The organism is Flavicella sp., assembly GCF_029238425.1.
Classification (GTDB): Bacteria; Bacteroidota; Bacteroidia; order Flavobacteriales; family Flavobacteriaceae; genus Flavicella.
This window is the reverse complement of the sequence record NZ_JAQWGB010000059.1, coordinates 1-18,957: the sequence shown is the minus strand read 5'-3', so window position 1 is coordinate 18,957 and position 18,957 is coordinate 1. Positions and strand designations below refer to the sequence as shown.

Genomic DNA, 18,957 nt, shown 5'->3' with positions numbered 1-18,957 from the left:
ACTGACATGAAAAAAATTATAATTCTTTTAGTGTTTGGTATGGGACATTTCATACAAGCACAAACACCAACAACGACAACCGTAACTTCTCCTTGGCCTTCTGATGGTCCAAGTCCAGATAGAGAAATTTACACCTATACTATGACTGCAGAAGATCAGTTTGTATTGAACTGGGAAATGGCTATTCCTTCTGGAAATGACTTCTTAGGACAAAACAGTTATAGCGGTGGTAGATTTGATTACAAACATTTTGTAGATGGTGGAAATTTAGCCATCGGAGCTTCCTTAGGATGGAACTCTTTCAATGAATATTACGGACCTAAAGTATATGAAAGACCTGATGGTAGTGGAGCGGTACATACCGACATGGTAAGACATATTTACACTTTACCTATGGCTATTAATGGTTACTACTTTCTATACAAAAGAAACATCAAACCTTATATAGGTCTAGGATTGGGAACTGTATATTCTGAACAAGATGCTTACTTTAATATTTATGTTGTTAGTGAAAGTAACTGGGGATTCTTAGTAAAACCAGAAATAGGATTGCAATTAGAAGTGAATGAAACTTTCGGTATTGCTACTTATGCTACCTATAACTATTCGACAAATAAAAACGACTACTTTAATATAGATCACCTTGCAAGCATCAACATTGGAGCTGGTTTATACTGGGAGTGGTAATAATTTTAGAAAACTCATATGAATAAGAAAAATTTATTCTTTTCAACAATCTTAATATTACTTGTGCAAATCTCTTTTGCACAAGTAATTCAAGAAGAACAACCTTCAAAAGAAAGATGGAACCTCGTTTCGAGTGAGGGTACCGTTACAAAAATCAATAAGGAAACTAGAGAGCTTACCTTAATGGGGCCTGAGGGAGACTTGAATACCATCAAAGCAGGAGAACAAATCAAACGATTTGATGAAATCTCGGTAGATGATAAAATCAGTTTTGACTATTGGACCTATATCAAGGCAGAGTTTAGAGAACCTACTTTAGCTGAACGTGCAGCACCGTTGCAAATAATTTCTGAAGCGGGTAAAGCACCCGAAGGTGTAGACCCAGGTGCTCTTGTGGGGGCAGTTGCAAAAGCAATTGTTACTATCGAAGTTTTAAACAGGCCTTATATGCTAGCAACCGTTAGAGGTCCGGGTGGAAACTTTATGACAATCCCTGTACAAGATTCTAAAATATTAGAAAAGGTGCGCATTGGTCAAGAATTTATTTTAACCTATGCAGAGGCAATCGCCGTTTCCTTGAAAAAAATAGATTCTAAATAAGAAAAAGATGAGTTTTGTTCAAAAATTAAAAAAAGAAATCATTGAGATTCTTTTAGTCACGGCTTATTTTCTTTTGTGCTTTGGAGTTTTAATTCTCATTAAAAAACTTACCCTGGCGCAAGTAGAGGTCGAATTCTATGGATTTTCTGCTGCTTTAGTAGGAGCCTTAGTCATGAGTAAAGTTGTGATTCTTCTTGATAAAACTCCTCTTGGAAAGATGTACGTTCGTCAAGCCTTGTATAAAAATGTATTGTTCAAATCCATTATCTATACTTTGGTATTGACTTTTGTCCTTTTTATAGAGAACCTTATTCACACATTACTAGAAGGCAATAATTTTATGGAAGCCATAAAATCCATACATGAACATAGAGACCCTATGCAATTTAGATTAATTTTAATTGCCTCATTTTTTTCTCTTGGTAGTTACAATGTAATTATCGCTATAAGAGATTCTATGGAAAAAGGAGCGCTTACAAAGCTATTTTTTAAAACAAAAGAAAATCAATAAACAATAATAAAAAAACGAAATCATGAAAAAAATCTGTACACTAATTATCGCTTGTATTTTATCTCCATTAGCTATGCTTGCACAACAAGACACTAATGACACCGACTTTTTCCAAGCTTTATTTGGAGTGGATAAACTTACAATCGTAAAAGATTTTATCACTGTTGATTCTGAAAACAAAGATGCTTTTTGGGAAATATACAAAGCTTACGAAGCGGACAGAAAAGAATTACGTTCTGAAAGAATTGCTTTGATCACTGACTATGCTGAAAACTATACAAGTCTATCAAATGATAAAATTGAAGAACTTTGTAAAAGAAGTTTAAAGCAAAGCAAAAACAACGCTAAAAATATTGAAAAATATTTCAAGAAATTGAAAAAAGCAGGTGGACCAAGAGCCGCTGCACAGTTTTTACAAATTGAAAACTACTTCTTAAGTTTATCTAAAACTGCGGTATACGAAAACGTTCCGTTTATTGGTGAACTTGACAAAGTAGAATAATCATTTCTAATCTAATATTATGAAAAAATCAATTCTATTCAAATCACTATGCATCATGGTGATTGCATTGATATCAGAAACAACTCAGGCTCAAACTGTAGAACTGACTGCGTCATACGGTTACCAATTTGGTTCAAAATCAAACTATGGATACAACAATTATGTAAAAATCAATGAGAGCGATCAATTTGGTTTTACATTAGGTGTTGATATGTTCCAAGGGGTTATGACTGAAGTTAGTTATACACGTCACTCATCGAGCATCACTCGAAGAGAAAATGGTCAAACGGATCGTCTTACAGATCTATATATGGATTGGATTACTATTGGTGCCTCTAAATACATCACCAAAGACAAATTGCGACCATTTATTGGAGGTGGTATCGGAGCTGCTATTTTTAATTCTGAAAATGCAAATGAATACATTTTTGATTATCCTATTGACACTAAATGGTATCTAGCTGGTACCATCAAAGCAGGTGTAAATTATATGTTTAATGAACAATGGGGTTTAAACGTACAAGGTAACTTAATGATTCCTATCCAATGGGGAGGAGTTTATTTTGGAACCGGTGGTGCTGGAGTTTCAGGTTCAAGTAACATCTTAATCGGTGGATTTAGCGGTGGATTAGTATACAGACTTAAATAAACATTATGAAAAAATTTGTCATTCTACTTTTTGTATGTTCAAGCTTCTTGCTTCAAGCGCAAGAGAATAGCTTGACATGGCCTCGTGTAATTAAAGCAGGTAACTATAAAATTACTTTATACCAACCTCAATACGAAACCCTTGAAGAGAACATGCTAAAAGGTAGAATGGCAATTTCAGTAAAAACAAAAGAAGACAAACTTTTGTTTGGTGCCATGTGGTTTGATGCTAGATTAAGTACAGACCTTGAAACAAGAATGGCAAGCTTAGAATCCATTGATATTCTAAAAATTAAATTCCCAGATATTGAAAATGATGACAATATTGAGGTTTTAAAAGAAGTTTTACTAGAAGACCTTGAAAAAATCAACATTGATATTTCCATTGACAAACTTATTGCTAGTCTAGAAACAGTTTCTGAAGAAAAAGAAATCTCGGAAAATTTAGACAACTCCCCTCCTAAAATATATTTTCGTCAGGAACCTACTGTTCTAGTAAGTATCGACGGAGAACCAAAATTCAAAACGGTGGATGGTAAAAAAATAGAGTACATTGTAAATACTCCGTTTTTTATCGTTAAAAAAAAGAATACCTTTTATCTTAAAGGAGATCATTTTTGGTACAAAACTGAAGATTTATACTCCAATGAATGGAAAACAACAAAATCAGTTCCATCAGACATTGAAAATTTAGCAGATAAAAACGTAAGTAGCCAACAAAATCCGGAAATTGAAGAAGGCGACTCCAATCCACCCAAACTTATCATCACAACAAAAGCTGCGGAACTTGTTGTAACCAAAGGTGATTTAGCCTATGAACCCGTAAAAAACACTACTTTACTTCTAGTTGGAAACACGGAAAGTGATTTACTGTTAGAAATAGAAAGTCAAACTCATTATCTTTTATTAAACGGAAGATGGTATGCAACCAAATCCTTAAAAGAGGAAAAATGGAAATTTGTAGAACCAAAATCACTTCCAAAAACATTTTTATCAATACCAGCAGACGATCAAAAAGTTGTTGGGTTAAGAGTTAGTATTCCCGGAACAGATGAAGCCAAGGAAGCTCTTTATGAACAACAGATCCCTCAAACAGCTGAGGTAAACAGAAAACAAGCTACTACCGAGGTAACTTATGATGGAAAACCTAAATTCGATAAAGTAGAAGGAACAAATCTTTCCTATGCTATCAATACAGAAAGTACAGTATTATATATAAACAATGTGTATTATGTTGTTGACAATGCTGTTTGGTTTCAATCAAACTCAGCACAGGGACCTTGGATCGTATCAACAAAAAGGCCTGATGAAGTTGAAAAAATACCACCAAGTTCACCAGTTTACAATGTAAAATATGTATATATCTATGAATCTACTCCTGAAGTAGTATACGTTGGCTACACGCCTGGTTACTATCACTCCTATATGTATGGAGGAGTTATTGTCTATGGTTCTGGCTACTATTACAGACCATGGTATGGTATGTATTATTACCCAAGACCTGTTACTTATGGTTTTGGTGTACACTACAACCCATATACAGGCTGGGGATTCTCTGTTGGTGTCAGCTATGGATGGATGAGTATGTCATTCCATTCTCGTGCATATTGGGGACCTTGTGGCTATAGACATGGCTACCGACATGGATACCATAACGGTTACCGACGCGGTTATGCCGCTGGATACGCGCATGGCAAACGAAATTCAAATAATGTTTATAGAACTCAAAATGGTAAAAATCGCCCAGGAATAAGTACTAGACCAGCAAAAACGCAAGGAAATAGACCCACACAAGCAAAAAATACGCGAAACAATCTTTACACAGATAAAGCAGGAAACGTTCATCAAAGGGATAAAAACGGAAACTGGCAACAAAAAAGAAACAATAACTCTAATAACAAAACACAAACCAGACCTCAAACTAAGCCCGAGTCTAAACCACAGTCAAAACCACAAACCAGACCGCAGACGAATGATTATCAAAAACAACAAAGGCAACAATTAGAAAAATCTCACAACAACCGTAGTAGAGGAAATACAAATTACAATCAATACAGATCTCAAGGAAGGTCTCGTCAATCAATGGGAGGCGGCAGACGTAGATAAAAAATTATATTAGTAATACACATGAAACGCATTCTTTTATTTTTAGTGTTAATAAGTTCAATTGCACATGGACAACGGGACACCCTTAAACTAAAAAACAAAGATATTTTAGTGGGTTTGGTGGAAAGCTATGATATAGGTGTTTTGGTGTTTAGTACAAGCTATAGTGATTCCGACTTTAAAATAGAATTCGATAAAATTACAAGTATCTACATACACAAAAAATGTATTGTTACTTTGACCAAAAGCCGACGACGTTTTGGAAAAGTAAGAACCATAAAACCTGGAATAGTTACTATTGAGACTAACAAAAACCTTGTTGAGACTTTTAAAATTTCTGAAATAATAGCATTTCAAGAGGTCAGTGAAGATCGACGAAAAAGATTTTCTGGGAGTGTGGATTTTGGATACGACTTTACAAAAGCACAGGATAAAAGACAAACTACCGTAAATGCAACACTCGGTTATGTGGGTGAATTATGGGTTACCAATGGTAGTTTAAACATACTCAACTCTCAACAAGACTCAGTCGCAGATATAAAAAGAACAGATGCTAAGGCAGACATTCGACGTTTGATCTCTAAAACCTGGTATTTAATTGGTGAATTAACATATTTATCAAATACTGAACAAGCGCTTCATGGACGTTATACTCCAAATATTGGTATGGGGAAATTATTAGCGAGTACTCCAAAATTATATTTAGGACTTTCTACAGGTATAGCATTCAACTTTGAGACATATGTTGATGAAAGTTTAAACAAAAACTCTACGGAAACTTTTATCAACGCCAACTTAAACATGTATAATTTTGAAGATATAAGTTTGACAACCGATGTTAAAGTCAGTCCAACTATTTCAGAATTCGGAAGGGTCAGGGTCGATTACAACTTAACTATGAAATATGACCTTCCTTATGACTTTTATATTAAAACTTCCTTTACTTTGAATTACGATAACGAACCTGCGATTGAAGGAAATCAATATGACTACATTTTCTCAAGTGGTTTTGGATGGGAATTCAATAAATAAAACTAGTGGTTTTCAGATTTAAACATGCATAAATTATTTATTTACGCGTTTTTTAAACTCCACCTCAACAAAACAACCCACCTATTTCTTTAGTAAACAAAATCTCATACGCTTATCTATCAGCTAATTACATCTATTTAATGTTTTTTAGCAGTTTTTTTTAGAGCAAAAGTCAGTTTTTTTACAATCATAAAACTTGTTTTAACTTGGATTAAGAACACAAAACAAACTGAGTTATCGATATATATTTGCCGTATAATTTTTTCATAAAACCAACACAAATGAAAACAGTACAGCTACAAAACGAAAAAGCAACAAAAATCAACCTATTAGATTTTAAATCCGTTCAAATGAGAACTTTCCACTTAAGTTGGATTGCTTTCTTTCTTTGTTTCTTTGGATGGTTCTCTCACGCACCGTTAATGAAATCAACGATCGCACCAGATTTAGATTTGACAAAAGCACAAACAACACTTGCTTTTATCGCGTCTGTAGGGGTTACAATTTTCGCAAGACTAGGAATAGGAAACCTTTGTGATAAAATCGGACCAAGAAAAAGTTATGTATACCTTTTGATATTTGGAGCTATTGCAGTAGCTGGTTCTTCTTTTGCTTACTCATGGGAGTCTTATTTACTTTCTCGTTTAGCGATAGGTGTGATTGGAGCTTCATTCGTAATCACCCAATACCACACCTCAGTAATGTTTGCGCCCAATGTAATTGGAATTGCAAACGCAACAACTGCAGGATGGGGTAACCTTGGTGGTGGTGTTACCAACGCCGCGATGCCATTGATTGCATCTGCTGTAGCCGCTTTCGGTTTAGCTGAAGCAACCGCATCATGGAGAATCGCAATGTACATTCCTGCAATTATCATGTTATTTGTAGCATACTTATACTGGAAATACACTACAGATTGTCCTAAAGGAAACTATTCTGATCTTCCAGAAGAAAGACCTCAATCTAAAAAAGGTGAAAAAAGTTTATTCGTAGCTGCCGCTTCTGACAAAAGAGTATGGATCTTATTTGCAATGTATGCAGGTTGTTTTGGAATGGAATTATTTGTTACTGGTAAAGCATCTACTTATTACCAAGAAAAATTTAGCCTTAGCCAAGAAGCCGCAGGTTTTGTAGTTCTTTTCTTTGGAGCCATGAATTTATTTGCGAGATCTACAGGAGGATGGATCGCTGATAAATTCTCTAAAAACTCAGGACTGAATGGACGTGTTAAAATATTAGTATATGTAGTAATCGCAGAAGGAATTGCGTTATTATTATTCTCTCAAATGAATGTATTAGGTTTTGCCATTGCAAGTATGGTATTCTTCTCTTTATTTGTTCAAATGGCAGAAGGAGCAACTTACTCAGTAGTACCTTTCATCAACAGAAAAGCTTTAGGTGCAGTTTCTGGAATTGTAGGAGCAGGTGGAAATGTAGGAGCCGTGTTGTATGCACAATACTTATTACGTAGCGGTGCAACTTTACAAGATGCCTTCTTTACTTTCGGATTTATTGTATCTGCAGTTGGTTTCTTAGGATTCTTAATTAAATTCTCGCCAGCAGATGAAAAAGCTGCTGTTGACGAACAAAACAGATTGGATGCTTTATCTAAAGCAGCATAAGAATGCACTTCTTAAAATAATAAAGAGCTCTTTGAATTGTTTCAAAGAGCTTTTTTATGCCTTCAACTCTACGATACCTACTAAAACGCAGCTTTTCTTATGTTCAAAAAACTAATTTACACATGAGTTCGTCATGTTTTTTCCGAATGCAACAAATTAACTTTGTAGCAAACAAATTTATAAAACCAAAACCATGGCAGATTGTACACAATGCGAAAACTTAAATTGCCTTATCAAAAAACATAGTTTAAACGATAAAATCCTAACTGTTTTAGAGAATAAACACACGATTAAATGTAAAAAATCTCAACAGTTTATCATGGAGGGCACCCCTGCACATGGATTATTTTTTACCTATAAAGGAAAAGTAAAAGTAGCAAAAACAGGAGCTGACGAGCGCGAGCAAATTGTCCGATTTGCGAAAGATGGTGACATAATAGGACATAGAGGTGGTTTCGGCTCTTCAAAATATTACTCTATCTCTGCACAAGCATTAGAGGACTCTACCTTATGCTACTTCTCTAAAGAAGACTTAAAATCTATTCTATTAAACATTCCCGAACTGACATTTGATTTTATGTTATTTTATGCTGATGAACTTAGCGAAAGTGAAACTCGCGTTCGAAAACTAGCACAAATGTCCGTAAAAGAAAGGGTTATCGATTCACTTATCTATATGGATAAGAAATTTGGTTCTAAAGATGGTTTATTTAACGTATCCTTAAGTAGAAAAGAATATGCGGAATACTCCGGAACCACAGAAGAACAAGTCATTAGAATCCTCTCTGGTCTTAAAAAACAAAACCTTATCAACGCTAAAGGAAGAAAACTAGGAATTAAAAATTTAGATTCTCTTAAAAATGAAATTTCTAAACACACATTAAACTCTTGATGTTACTACCCCCGTTCTATGCACCAAAAAACTGCGCTTTCCCTTTATAAGAAAGCGCAGTTTTTTTCTTTAAAACACCTAAATAAACACCTGCAAAACTATGATAACGCAGTTTATATTTTGCGTTTACACCAAAGATATCACGTATAAAAGATTATTAACCACTGTGCATTCGCACAGTTTGAATCGACCACTGAATCTATCTTTGTCATGTATTCAAACATACACAAACACAGATTAAAATAATCATTCATTAAATAGAAAACATGAAAAAAACAGCCATTAAAATTACAGCCTTTGCGAGTATGATTCTTGCAATCTCATGTGGAGGGAAAGACACAAAGAAAAAGGAAACAACTGCTCAACCACAAGCAAAAACTGCAAGCTTAGAGATTGAAAAACCACAATTGACTTTTGGTTTTATCAAATTAACGGATATGGCACCTTTAGCCATCGCCAAAGAAAAAGGATTTTTTGAAGATGAAGGATTATTTGTTTCTGTAGAAGCACAATCAAATTGGAAAAACATTTTAGATCGAGTTATTGACGGACAATTAGACGGTTCTCATATGTTAGCAGGTCAACCTATTGCAGCTGGAGCTGGATTTGGACGTCAAGCTGAATTAGTAACTCCTTTCTCTATGGACTTAAACGGAAATGGAATTACAGTATCTAATAATGTTTGGGAAGGAATGAAGCCTCATGTAAAAAAAGGAGCTGACGGTAAACCCGTACATCCAATTAGCGCGGAAGCTTTAAAGCCTGTAATTACTGATTACAAAAACAATGGTAAAGCATTTAAAATGGGAATGGTATTCCCCGTATCAACGCACAACTATGAAATTAGATATTGGTTGGCAGCTGCAGGAATCCATCCTGGAATGTATTCTGCTAACAATATCCAAGGACAAATTGACGCAGAGGTATTACTATCTGTAACGCCACCGCCACAAATGCCAGCGACTTTAGAGGCAGGTACTATTTACGGATACTGTGTTGGAGAACCATGGAACCAACAAGCTGTATTTAAAGGAATTGGTGTTCCAGTAACTACAAACTATGACATCTGGAAAAACAACCCAGAAAAAGTATTTGTAATGACTAAAGAGTTTGTAGCGAAATACCCTAACACTGCGGTAGCTGTAACAAAAGCTTTAATTAGAGCTGGAAAATGGTTAGATACTCCAGGAAACAGAAAAGAAGCTGTAAAAATTCTTGCAATGTCTCAATACGTTGGTGCTGATGAAGCAGTATTAGCTAACTCAATGACAGGTACATTTGAATTTGAAAAAGGAGACAAAAGAGAAATGCCGGACTTTAACGTATTCTACAGATACAATGCAACTTACCCATTCTATTCAGATGCTGTATGGTTCTTAACTCAAATGAGAAGATGGGGACAAATCCCAACAGAAAAACCAGCTGCATGGTATGCTGAGAAAGCTAAAGACATCTACCGTCCAGATATCTGGTTGAAAGCTGCTAACTTATTAGCTAAAGAAGGTAAAATCCCAGCAACAGATATTCCTTCAACTGACGGATACAAGCCTGCAACTACTGACTTTATTGATGGAAAAACCTACGATGCAAAAGATCCTATTGGATACATCAACAGCTTTAAAATTGGTAATAAAGACAGCAAATAATCTATTACAATATTTAAAACTAACACTTGAAACAACAATTCTTTCAAGTGTTAGTTTTCAAAAAATCATTTGAAACAAAGTTTCAACAAATTAAACGACAACAAAATGAAAGATTCTATCATAAAAGTATTACGATTCATAGGTCTTGGGTTTCTAGAGCCTCTAGTACGTCTTGCTAGTGGAGAAGATTCTAAAAAAAACACCATAGAAGTACTAAAAAAAATAATTGCACCGATTGCATCGGTTTTATTATTTCTAGGGGTATGGTATACTGGTTCTAAGTCTTTATACAACACAGAAGCAAACTATAAGATTGAAAAAACATTAAAAGACCAAGGACAAGCTGAAGCAGATAAAGTGAAAGCATGTATTGAATCTGGAGATTCATCTTGCCAGCCAAATACACTTCCCTCTCCTTCTCAAGTTTGGGCCTCTTTCTTAGTTTTACTAGAAGACCATAAAGAAATCAGTAAAGACAAAGCTGCTTTTAAAGAAAAAACAGCCACTTTAAATGAAAAAAGAGTTGCTCAAGGGAAAGACCCTATTACCTATACTGGTAGACCTTCATTTGTTGATCAAATTAAAACAAGTATCAAAACCGTTTTTGCCGGTTTTTTATTAGCCTTATTGATTGCAACACCAATCGGAATTATCATTGGACTAAGCGACACGCTTAGAACTTCTTTCAACTGGTTGATTCAAATCTTAAAACCTGTATCACCAGTAGTTTGGTTGTTACTTGTTTTTATGATTGTAAAAACACTTACAAAAGATTCTACAGGAGACACTTCTTTTGTAATTTCATTTATCAGTGTTGGTTTATGTTCTATGTGGGCAACTTTGGTAAACACTGCCATGGGAGTATCTACAGTAGACCAAGACTATTTAAATGTAGCAAAAGTTTTAAAACTTGGTACTTTCCAAAAGATATTCAAAGTAATCTTACCAGCCTCTTTACCGTTGATTTTTACCGGTTTAAGAATTACACTTTCTGTAGCATGGATGGTATTAATTGCAATTGAATTATTAGCACAGAGTCCAGGACTTGGTTCTTTCGTTTGGGAAGAATTCCAAAACGGAGCCATGGATTCAAATTCAAAAATTATTGTTGCCATGTTCGTCATCGGTTTCATTGGTTTCTTATTAGACAGAATAATGTTAACCATTCAAAAATTTATTTCATTCGATAAAAACGAAGGAATTTAAGAATGCGTAAAAGTTGATTTGATCAAACAAACTCAACAAACATTCAAACTTTAAAATAAAGCAAATGGCCTATTTAGAACTAAACAACATATCAAAATCTTTCGGAAGCAACGAAAATGTTACCGAGGTTTTAGACAACATAAATTTACATATTGAAGAGGGTGAATTTGTAGCAATTGTTGGATTTACCGGAAGTGGTAAAACAACTTTGGTAAACCTAATCAATGGATTAGACAAACCAACTTCAGGAGAAGTACTATTTAAAGGGAAACCAGTAGAAGATACTAGTCATGAACGTGGTGTTATCTTCCAAAACTATTCTCTTTTACCTTGGCTTACTGTTTATCAAAACATTGAAATGGCAGTAAAAGAGGCGTTTCCAAAAGAAAACAATTCATTTTTAGACAAACGCATCAAGGAATATATTGACATGGTAAGCTTAAGTCATGCCACTCATAAAAGACCTAAAGAGTTATCCGGAGGAATGCGTCAAAGAGTTTCGGTTGCCAGAGCATTAGCTATGGATCCTGAAATGATTATCATGGACGAACCATTAGGAGCATTAGATGCTTTGACCAGAGGAAATCTTCAAGATGAGATTTTAAATATTTGGAATAAAAACAAAAGAACAGCCCTATTAATTACCAACGATGTTGACGAAGGTATTTATATGGCGGATAGAATTATTCCTCTTAGACCAGGTCCGAAAGCGACTTTAGGTCCTGAGTTTAAAATTAACATTGACAGACCTAGAGATAAAACTGAATTGAATGACAATCCAGAATACAAAAAAACTAGGAATGCCATTATTGAATATCTAATGGACATCGGAAACGAAAGATCTGGAAATTCAGAAACAAATTATGAATTACCAGACTTACAACCAAAAGATTTAAGATGGGACTTTAGAGCTCCAAAATAAACATTAAGCACTTTAAAAATGGAAACAAAAACGATATTACAAGAAAAATTTGCTAGCAAGGATGTAATGCTAGACTTAAAGGACTTGAAAAAAGTGTATCCTACTCCAAAGGGTGACTATGTAGTTTTGGAAGATTTAAATTTACAAGTAAAAAAAGAAGAATTTATTACCATCATTGGACACTCTGGTTGCGGTAAGACTACTATGCTTTCAATGATTGCTGGTTTAAACGAAATATCTGGAGGAAAAATATCAGTATTGGGATCATCTATCAAAGGTCCAGGACCAGATAGAGGTGTTATTTTTCAGGCTCCAAGTTTAATGCCTTGGATGACCGCAATGGAAAATGTAATGCTTGGTGTTAAAAAAGTATTTCCTCACGGAAGTAAAAAAGAAAAAGAAGACATCTGCAAATACTACCTAAGTAAAGTTGGATTGGACGGGTCTTTTCACAAAAGAGCTTCTGAGTTATCTCAAGGAATGCAACAAAGAGTTGGTATTGCACGTGCCTTTGCCATCAAACCCAAAGTTTTATTATTAGACGAACCTTTTGGAATGCTAGATTCTCTTACCAGAGGGGAATTGCAAGATGTACTAATTGAAATTTGGAATAAAGAAAAAATTACTGCTATCATGATTACTCATGATGTAGATGAGGCAATTTTCTTGTCAGATAGAGTTGTAATGATGACTAGTGGACCAAGAGCAAAAATTGGAGACATATTACCTATTGAGTTCGAGCGTCCAAGATCAAGAAAAGCAGTACTGGCACATGACGATTACTACAAATACCGTAAACACATGATTGACTTCTTAGAACACTAAGTATTTTTACGTAACTTAACGACACAAAAAGAGGTTAAAAACTGCCATAAATCATGTTTTAGAAGTTATCAAACGCATAGATTTGCCTTATAAATCTAATGAAACAAAAATCGAAATAATCAACTATTAAAATTAAAAAAAGATGAAGATTAAATTTACCCTAGTAGCCTTATTGATGTTAGCGACATCATCTTTAATGGCCCAATTTTCTTTAAGCGGAGAATTTAGACCTAGAACAGAATACTTTGGAAACGGAGGAAACTTTACGAAGGCACCCGGAACCCTGCCTTCTACTACAGCAGTTGAAGGTCAAGAAGGATTTATTTCTACTTCTGTAAGAGCAGCTATAAAAGCAACTTACAAGGCTGAAACTTACACTTTATATACAAGTTTACAAGAAGTGTTTTTATTCGGAGATCGTCAGCAAATTTCTGCTGCTGGTAATGGAAACTTAAGAATTCAAGAAGCTTGGGCTGACATTAAATTGGCTGAATCTACAAGCTTAAAAGTTGGACGTCAACCAATTTCTTATGACGATCAAAGAATCTTAGGAGGTCTAGGTTGGGCTCAGCAAGCAAGAACGCACGATGCTGCGATTCTTAAATACCTAAACAATGGATACAGCTTAGATTTAGGTGGAGCTTTGAATACAAACGCATCAACAGGACCTGTTTACAACAACTCTACTCTTTTCACATACAGAGACATGGGGTTATTAAGAGCTAATAAAAAATATGGTAAATTGAATATATCTGCTTTAGCTTTAGTAAACACATACCAAGATGGTAGAGTAGCTGGAGACCCAAAAGCTACATTGTTCACAGGAGGTTTTCACGCAGGATATAAAACTGGTGGATTAAACTTAACAGCAAACTTATATTTCCAAGAAGGTCAAAGATTAGCCCCTCCAACAGGAGCAGTTTTAGACGTAAAAGGAGCATACTTAGCTAGTGTACTTGCTAAATACAAATTCTCAGACAAGTTAACTTTAGGTGCAGGATACGAAACTATATCTGGTAGAACTGATGATTCTGCAGCATTCTTCCCATTATACGGAACAAACCATGCCTTCAATGGTTTAATGGATAGATTCTATGTTGGAAATCATGGTAATGCAGGTGGTTTAAATGACTTACAAGTATCTCTTTCTACTAAAGTTTCTGGTATTGCTGTTACATTAACAGGACACTACTTTACAGAAGTTGAAGATGTTGCAAGCGCACCAGGAATAAACACAGGAGCAGTTGGACTAGCAGGAAAGGATTTAGGTTCTGAATTGGACTTAGTACTAGCTAAACAATTCAAAGAATTTAAACTAGTTGGTGGATACTCTCAATTCTTCGAACCTAGTGAAGTTGTTGGAAAAGACACTCAGAACTGGGCTTGGTTAATGTTAATTATACAACCAAAGTTTTTGTAAGAAAAACAAAATAGAAATCAAACAATAAAAAACCGCTTTTCGAAGCGGTTTTTTTTTGCTTAAATTTTAAGAAGCTAAATTTTCCAAAGCATAATACAATCTATTTTTAGAATTGCTTTGGGATCCAAAAATGGATCGAAACACTTGAGCGTTTTTATCTATCAACACCCAATAAGGAGTTCCTTCCGATAGAAAAAAATCATACAATTCATGTTGGTCATCCAAGAAAATGGGAAAAGGAACTTCGCCTGACGTAAAAATACTTTTGATCTCTTTTTCAGAAACTACTTCACCTGAAAAATTTGAATGAATTCCTACAACTTGAATGTTTTTAAACTCTAAACTAAATTCATAGGCTAAAGGAATCGCTCTACCAGTACAGCCCAAACATTGATTGTTATAAAACAGCAATAACAGAGCTTGTCCACTATATTCCTCCAACAAATCAATAGATTCTCCATTTAACTTTTTGACATATATATTAGTCAAGCTTTCTTTTGGTCCATTCATAGCAAATAATAATACTCTCTCTAGTTTCTAAAAACCTCAAACATGCTTTTTATCAGTAAATTATAAGGAGTTACCCCGTGTTTAACTTGAATAAAAAGACCTTTTCACTTGTTACATCTCATAAAACAAATCATCCATTCGATTTACTTTTACAAGTATAAAATTACATAATTAAAGCAACGCTTTTACATTCAAAATGGAAACCAACACCATACTTTTAGTACAATCTTCTTTTAAGAAATTAAAACCTTTAGGACAAGGAACTGCGACTTATTTTTACGATAAACTATTGGAGCTTGATCCAGGTTTAAAAGGACTTTATTTCTCAAATTCTAAGGAATCGATTCAAGAATTTGGTGCGGCTTTTATGAATATCCTTGCAACTACGGTTTCTTACCTAGACAACTTCAAACAATTGAAACCAATTTTGTACAACTTGGGAAAAGTCATTCAATCCAAACAATTAAAACCAACCTTTTTTGATTTTATTGGGACTGCATTCATGGCGTCATTATCCAATAGTCTTCAGGAAGATTTCACCCTTGAAGTGGAACTTGCGTGGTTTCAATATTTCCAAAAAATATCACAAACAATACAATTATAAATCAATTCTTACGAACTCTAAAAACAAAAATCATGTTAAAAATTTTCAAAAACCTTTTCAGTAAATCCGAATCAGACACAGCAGTTGAAGAAGCACCAATTGATTTGATCACAACAAAATTAGTACAAGATTCTTTTGAACTTGTAAAACCAATTGCTCCTGCAGCTGCAGAAATTTTTTACACCAAACTTTTTGAATTGGACCCTAAATTGAAGCCGCTTTTCCCTACAAAAAAAGAAGGAGCCATGGCTGAGCAAGGAAACAAATTGATGACCATGCTGGCAAGTGCTGTAGCAGGACTTTCTGCCTTAGATAAATTGATCCCAGTGTTACAAGATCTTGGAAAAAGACATGTTGCATACAAAGTTGAAAAATCTCATTACGACACTGTAGGAGCTGCATTATTAGGAACTCTAGAAGCTGGTTTAGGTGAAGCTTTTACTCCAGAAGTAAAAGAAGCATGGACAAAAGTTTACACAGTGATGGCCGGCGTAATGATCGAAGCAGCGTACGAATAAATATAACATAACAATCCCCAAAATCAACGACAAATGAAAAAATTAATTTACACAATCATAATCACAATACCAGCGTTACTAATTTCATGTGGAGGAGTTCCAGAAAAAAGCAAAACCGCTGCCAAAGAAAAATTAGAATTTTCAGTTGCCGAAGTTTTAGAGATGGTGTCTAAAGAAAATGACATCACTAGAACCCTTTACACAAAAGCAATTGTTGGAGCCGGAAAAAAACAAGGTTTAAAATTTGATGAAGACTGGCAAAAAGAAGATGTTGAAGCCGGGCCATTACCTGCCTTATTCTTGAGAGGAATTGCCAATGATATTCGAAAAAGCGAAGTACCACTTGGATTGTATTTAGGCTCAGATTTCCCTATCAACAAAGCCAATAAGTTTGAAGGAAAACAAGGTGAGCTATTCAAACAAATTAAAAAGGATAGAAAACCACAGCATTTTTATGATGAAGATCAAAAAATATACACGGCAATGTTTGCCGATGTAGCCGGTGCTGGCGCATGTGTCTCATGTCACAACAAACACGAGCAAACAACTAAAGACGATTGGAAACTTGGTGATGTAATGGGAGCTACTACTTGGCAATATCCTACTGACTCTTTAAGTTACGATGCAACAATTGCAGTACTAAAAGCATACAGAAACGGAACTGTTGCGGTTTACAAGGATTACCTGGCTGAGATCGCAGCATTCAAATCAAGTGACAAGCCTGTTGTTGGTGAAAAGTGGCCATCTGCTGGTGGAAAATACTTACCAAGCCCTGAAGTATTCTTAGATAGTGTACGTGAATTAGCCTCTGCTGAAACAATGGCTGTTTTATTAAAATAAAATACAATTCCTTTGAAACAATCAAAATACATAACCATACTTGGTAGTAGTCTTTTCGGTATTTACTTAATACAAGAAATATTTCAAATCAAAATTACATCTCTTGAGCTTTTGCAGCAGCAAGAGATGTATAAAAGATGGTCTGGTTTAGTAATGGCTCTTTTTATTTTGATTCAATGGTTTTTAACTTTTAGCAGAATCATCCCAAAATTTCAATCCAAAGCTGCTACTATCAACAATATTCACAAATGGATAGGTGTACTGAGTCCCATACTTTTATACCTACACAGCACAAGATTTGGTTTTGGATATTTGGCATTATTCTGCTATTTGTTTTTAGTCAATGTTCTATTAGGTACCATGAATTTAGATGTGATTAAATCTACCAAAGATTGGATTTTCAAAGGCTGGATGATCACACATGTTGCCATTTCCATGTGTATTACTGTTTTACTATTCTTTCATATGGGAACCGTGTTCTACTACAAATAAGCAATAAATTTATGAAGTTAACCATTACAAATATTATCAAAGAAACTGAAGAAGCGGTGACAGTCTGTTTTAAAAACAATCGTTTTTTTAACAGGATCACATACAAACCGGGTCAGTTTTTAACCTTAAAAATTCCACTAAATGGTCAAGTAGAAAAAAGAGCCTATTCCTTTAGCAGCAATCCATATACGGATAACGATTTAAGAATTACAGTGAAAAAAGTTGAAAAAGGACTTATTTCCAACTACCTGAACAGCGATATTCATAAAGGTGATAAAATTGCCATAGAGAAACCTATGGGAAGTTTTTTTATAGAGCCAAACAAAACTAACGAACAACAATATTTACTTTTTGCAGCAGGTAGTGGAATCACACCTGTCTTCTCTATATTAAAATCTGTTTTAAGCGAAGAACCAAATTCTAAGGTAATCATGGTCTACGCCAACCAAAACAGAGAAAATATTATTTTTCTAAAAGAACTAGAAGAGTTACAAAAACAACACGAAGATCGTTTTCAACTCGAACATATTTTAAGTGATAATTCAGACCCTAAATATTTCTCAGGGTTTATTACGAATGAAATTGTCCAAAAAATATTTAAAAGACATAAAGTAGCTTTTTCAGAAGCGCATAAATATATGATCTGTGGACCTGCAGGTTATATGAACAACACCAAAGAAATTTTAAAAACCCAAGGAATACCCGTAGGAATGATTCAAATTGAAGCATTCAAACCTCCCAAACTCAAAATCGACCGTAAAAACCTTACGAGTGAGGTCACCATAAAATACAAGGGGAAAACTCATCAAATAAAAATTCCAGGAAACAAAACCATCCTACAAGGTGCCATGTCAAATAATATTGTGATTCCATATTCTTGTAGATCTGGAATGTGCAGTAGCTGCAAGGCCGAGTGTTCCTCTGGTCAGATTTCATTAATGAAAGGTCACTTATTGGCAGAAGAAGAAGTAAAAAATGGCAAACTACTGACTTGTGTTGCCTACCCTGAAACAGAACAAGTTACCATCGAAATTCCAAGTTAAACATGTCAAAATTTCAAATCAATCCTTTACGTCAAAGACAAGCCATAGGAATCCTATCAGGTTTTCTTATTGGAGGAATTCTATTTTTTTTACTGACGCTAAAATCCAATGAAAGCTACGTAAGTATCGGTCCAATGAATTCCGGACATGAGGAATTCTCTTGTAACACCTGTCATGCAGATGCTGAGGGGAACCTTTGGCAACAAGTACAATCCAACATGCAATATGGAATGGGACTTAGGGAAAATGGAACAGAATTTGGATCCATTGATGTAGAAACAAAAAAATGTTTGGCTTGTCATGATAGAGACAACGACAGACACCCTACCCA

At 34.8% G+C, this 18,957-nt stretch carries 20 protein-coding genes and 1 pseudogene; 20 read left to right on the top strand and 1 reads right to left on the bottom strand.

Annotated features, from left to right (window positions below; all coding sequences use genetic code 11):
* Window positions 1-6: 6 nt before the first annotated feature.
* The 14 genes from P8H68_RS04110 to P8H68_RS04045 all read left to right on the top strand — a co-directional run bounded on the left by P8H68_RS04110 (window position 7) and on the right by P8H68_RS04045 (window position 14,619).
* Window positions 7-687 carry an outer membrane beta-barrel protein gene (locus P8H68_RS04110; protein ID WP_300322013.1) on the top strand — a complete coding sequence of 227 codons (681 nt, stop codon included), beginning with the start codon at window positions 7-9 and terminating at the stop codon, window positions 685-687.
* An 18-nt stretch (window positions 688-705) separates the two neighbouring features.
* A complete protein-coding gene (locus P8H68_RS04105; protein ID WP_300322010.1) occupies window positions 706-1,287 on the top strand; it encodes a hypothetical protein in 582 nt (193 codons plus the stop codon).
* Between the two features lie 7 nt (window positions 1,288-1,294).
* Window positions 1,295-1,798, top strand: a complete 504-nt coding sequence (locus P8H68_RS04100) for a hypothetical protein (protein ID WP_300322007.1) — start codon at window positions 1,295-1,297, stop codon at window positions 1,796-1,798.
* A 22-nt stretch (window positions 1,799-1,820) separates the two neighbouring features.
* Window positions 1,821-2,300: a hypothetical protein gene (locus tag P8H68_RS04095; RefSeq protein WP_300322004.1), complete on the top strand. Its 480-nt coding sequence runs from the start codon at window positions 1,821-1,823 to the stop codon at window positions 2,298-2,300.
* A gap of 19 nt (window positions 2,301-2,319) precedes the next feature.
* The gene (locus P8H68_RS04090; protein WP_300322001.1) at window positions 2,320-2,949 is read left to right on the top strand and encodes an OmpW family outer membrane protein; all 630 of its coding nucleotides are present in this window, start codon (window positions 2,320-2,322) and stop codon (window positions 2,947-2,949) included.
* A 5-nt stretch (window positions 2,950-2,954) separates the two neighbouring features.
* Window positions 2,955-5,054, top strand: a complete 2,100-nt coding sequence (locus tag P8H68_RS04085; protein ID WP_300321998.1) for a hypothetical protein — start codon at window positions 2,955-2,957, stop codon at window positions 5,052-5,054.
* A gap of 21 nt (window positions 5,055-5,075) precedes the next feature.
* Window positions 5,076-6,086 carry a DUF481 domain-containing protein gene (locus P8H68_RS04080; RefSeq protein WP_300321995.1) on the top strand — a complete coding sequence of 337 codons (1,011 nt, stop codon included), beginning with the start codon at window positions 5,076-5,078 and terminating at the stop codon, window positions 6,084-6,086.
* 281 nt (window positions 6,087-6,367) lie between these two features.
* On the top strand, window positions 6,368-7,708 hold the full coding sequence (locus P8H68_RS04075; RefSeq protein ID WP_300321994.1) for an MFS transporter: 1,341 nt from the start codon (window positions 6,368-6,370) through the stop codon (window positions 7,706-7,708).
* Between the two features lie 193 nt (window positions 7,709-7,901).
* Window positions 7,902-8,600: a Crp/Fnr family transcriptional regulator gene (locus P8H68_RS04070; RefSeq protein ID WP_300321992.1), complete on the top strand. Its 699-nt coding sequence runs from the start codon at window positions 7,902-7,904 to the stop codon at window positions 8,598-8,600.
* A 266-nt stretch (window positions 8,601-8,866) separates the two neighbouring features.
* Window positions 8,867-10,246 (top strand): CmpA/NrtA family ABC transporter substrate-binding protein, encoded by a 1,380-nt coding sequence (locus P8H68_RS04065; RefSeq protein ID WP_300321991.1) that lies wholly within the window; start codon window positions 8,867-8,869, stop codon window positions 10,244-10,246.
* Between the two features lie 105 nt (window positions 10,247-10,351).
* Window positions 10,352-11,452, top strand: coding sequence for an ABC transporter permease (locus tag P8H68_RS04060; protein WP_300321990.1), 1,101 nt, complete (start codon window positions 10,352-10,354; stop codon window positions 11,450-11,452).
* Between the two features lie 64 nt (window positions 11,453-11,516).
* A complete protein-coding gene (locus P8H68_RS04055) occupies window positions 11,517-12,374 on the top strand; it encodes an ABC transporter ATP-binding protein (protein ID WP_300321988.1) in 858 nt (285 codons plus the stop codon).
* Between the two features lie 18 nt (window positions 12,375-12,392).
* Window positions 12,393-13,199, top strand: a complete 807-nt coding sequence (locus P8H68_RS04050; RefSeq protein WP_300321986.1) for an ABC transporter ATP-binding protein — start codon at window positions 12,393-12,395, stop codon at window positions 13,197-13,199.
* Between the two features lie 142 nt (window positions 13,200-13,341).
* Window positions 13,342-14,619 carry an alginate export family protein gene (locus P8H68_RS04045; protein WP_300321952.1) on the top strand — a complete coding sequence of 426 codons (1,278 nt, stop codon included), beginning with the start codon at window positions 13,342-13,344 and terminating at the stop codon, window positions 14,617-14,619.
* Between the two features lie 66 nt (window positions 14,620-14,685).
* Here P8H68_RS04045 and P8H68_RS04040 read toward each other — a convergent pair whose 3' ends face one another.
* On the bottom strand, window positions 14,686-15,129 hold the full coding sequence (locus tag P8H68_RS04040) for a redoxin domain-containing protein (RefSeq protein ID WP_300321947.1): 444 nt from the start codon (window positions 15,127-15,129) through the stop codon (window positions 14,686-14,688).
* Window positions 15,130-15,325: 196 nt separating this feature from the next.
* Here P8H68_RS04040 and P8H68_RS04035 point away from each other — a divergent pair, with 196 nt between their 5' ends.
* The 6 genes and pseudogenes from P8H68_RS04035 to P8H68_RS04010 form a co-directional block, all read left to right on the top strand.
* Window positions 15,326-15,733 (top strand): globin domain-containing protein, encoded by a 408-nt coding sequence (locus P8H68_RS04035; protein ID WP_300321945.1) that lies wholly within the window; start codon window positions 15,326-15,328, stop codon window positions 15,731-15,733.
* A gap of 32 nt (window positions 15,734-15,765) precedes the next feature.
* Window positions 15,766-16,251 (top strand): globin family protein, encoded by a 486-nt coding sequence (locus tag P8H68_RS04030; RefSeq protein ID WP_300321942.1) that lies wholly within the window; start codon window positions 15,766-15,768, stop codon window positions 16,249-16,251.
* 33 nt (window positions 16,252-16,284) lie between these two features.
* The gene (locus P8H68_RS04025; protein ID WP_300321939.1) at window positions 16,285-17,091 is read left to right on the top strand and encodes a DUF3365 domain-containing protein; all 807 of its coding nucleotides are present in this window, start codon (window positions 16,285-16,287) and stop codon (window positions 17,089-17,091) included.
* A gap of 12 nt (window positions 17,092-17,103) precedes the next feature.
* Window positions 17,104-17,583 carry a hypothetical protein gene (locus tag P8H68_RS04020; protein ID WP_300321936.1) on the top strand — a complete coding sequence of 160 codons (480 nt, stop codon included), beginning with the start codon at window positions 17,104-17,106 and terminating at the stop codon, window positions 17,581-17,583.
* Between the two features lie 11 nt (window positions 17,584-17,594).
* A complete protein-coding gene (locus P8H68_RS04015; RefSeq protein WP_300321933.1) occupies window positions 17,595-18,626 on the top strand; it encodes a ferredoxin--NADP reductase in 1,032 nt (343 codons plus the stop codon).
* A 2-nt stretch (window positions 18,627-18,628) separates the two neighbouring features.
* Window positions 18,629-18,957: pseudogene (locus tag P8H68_RS04010) on the top strand (hypothetical protein); the annotation flags it as partial.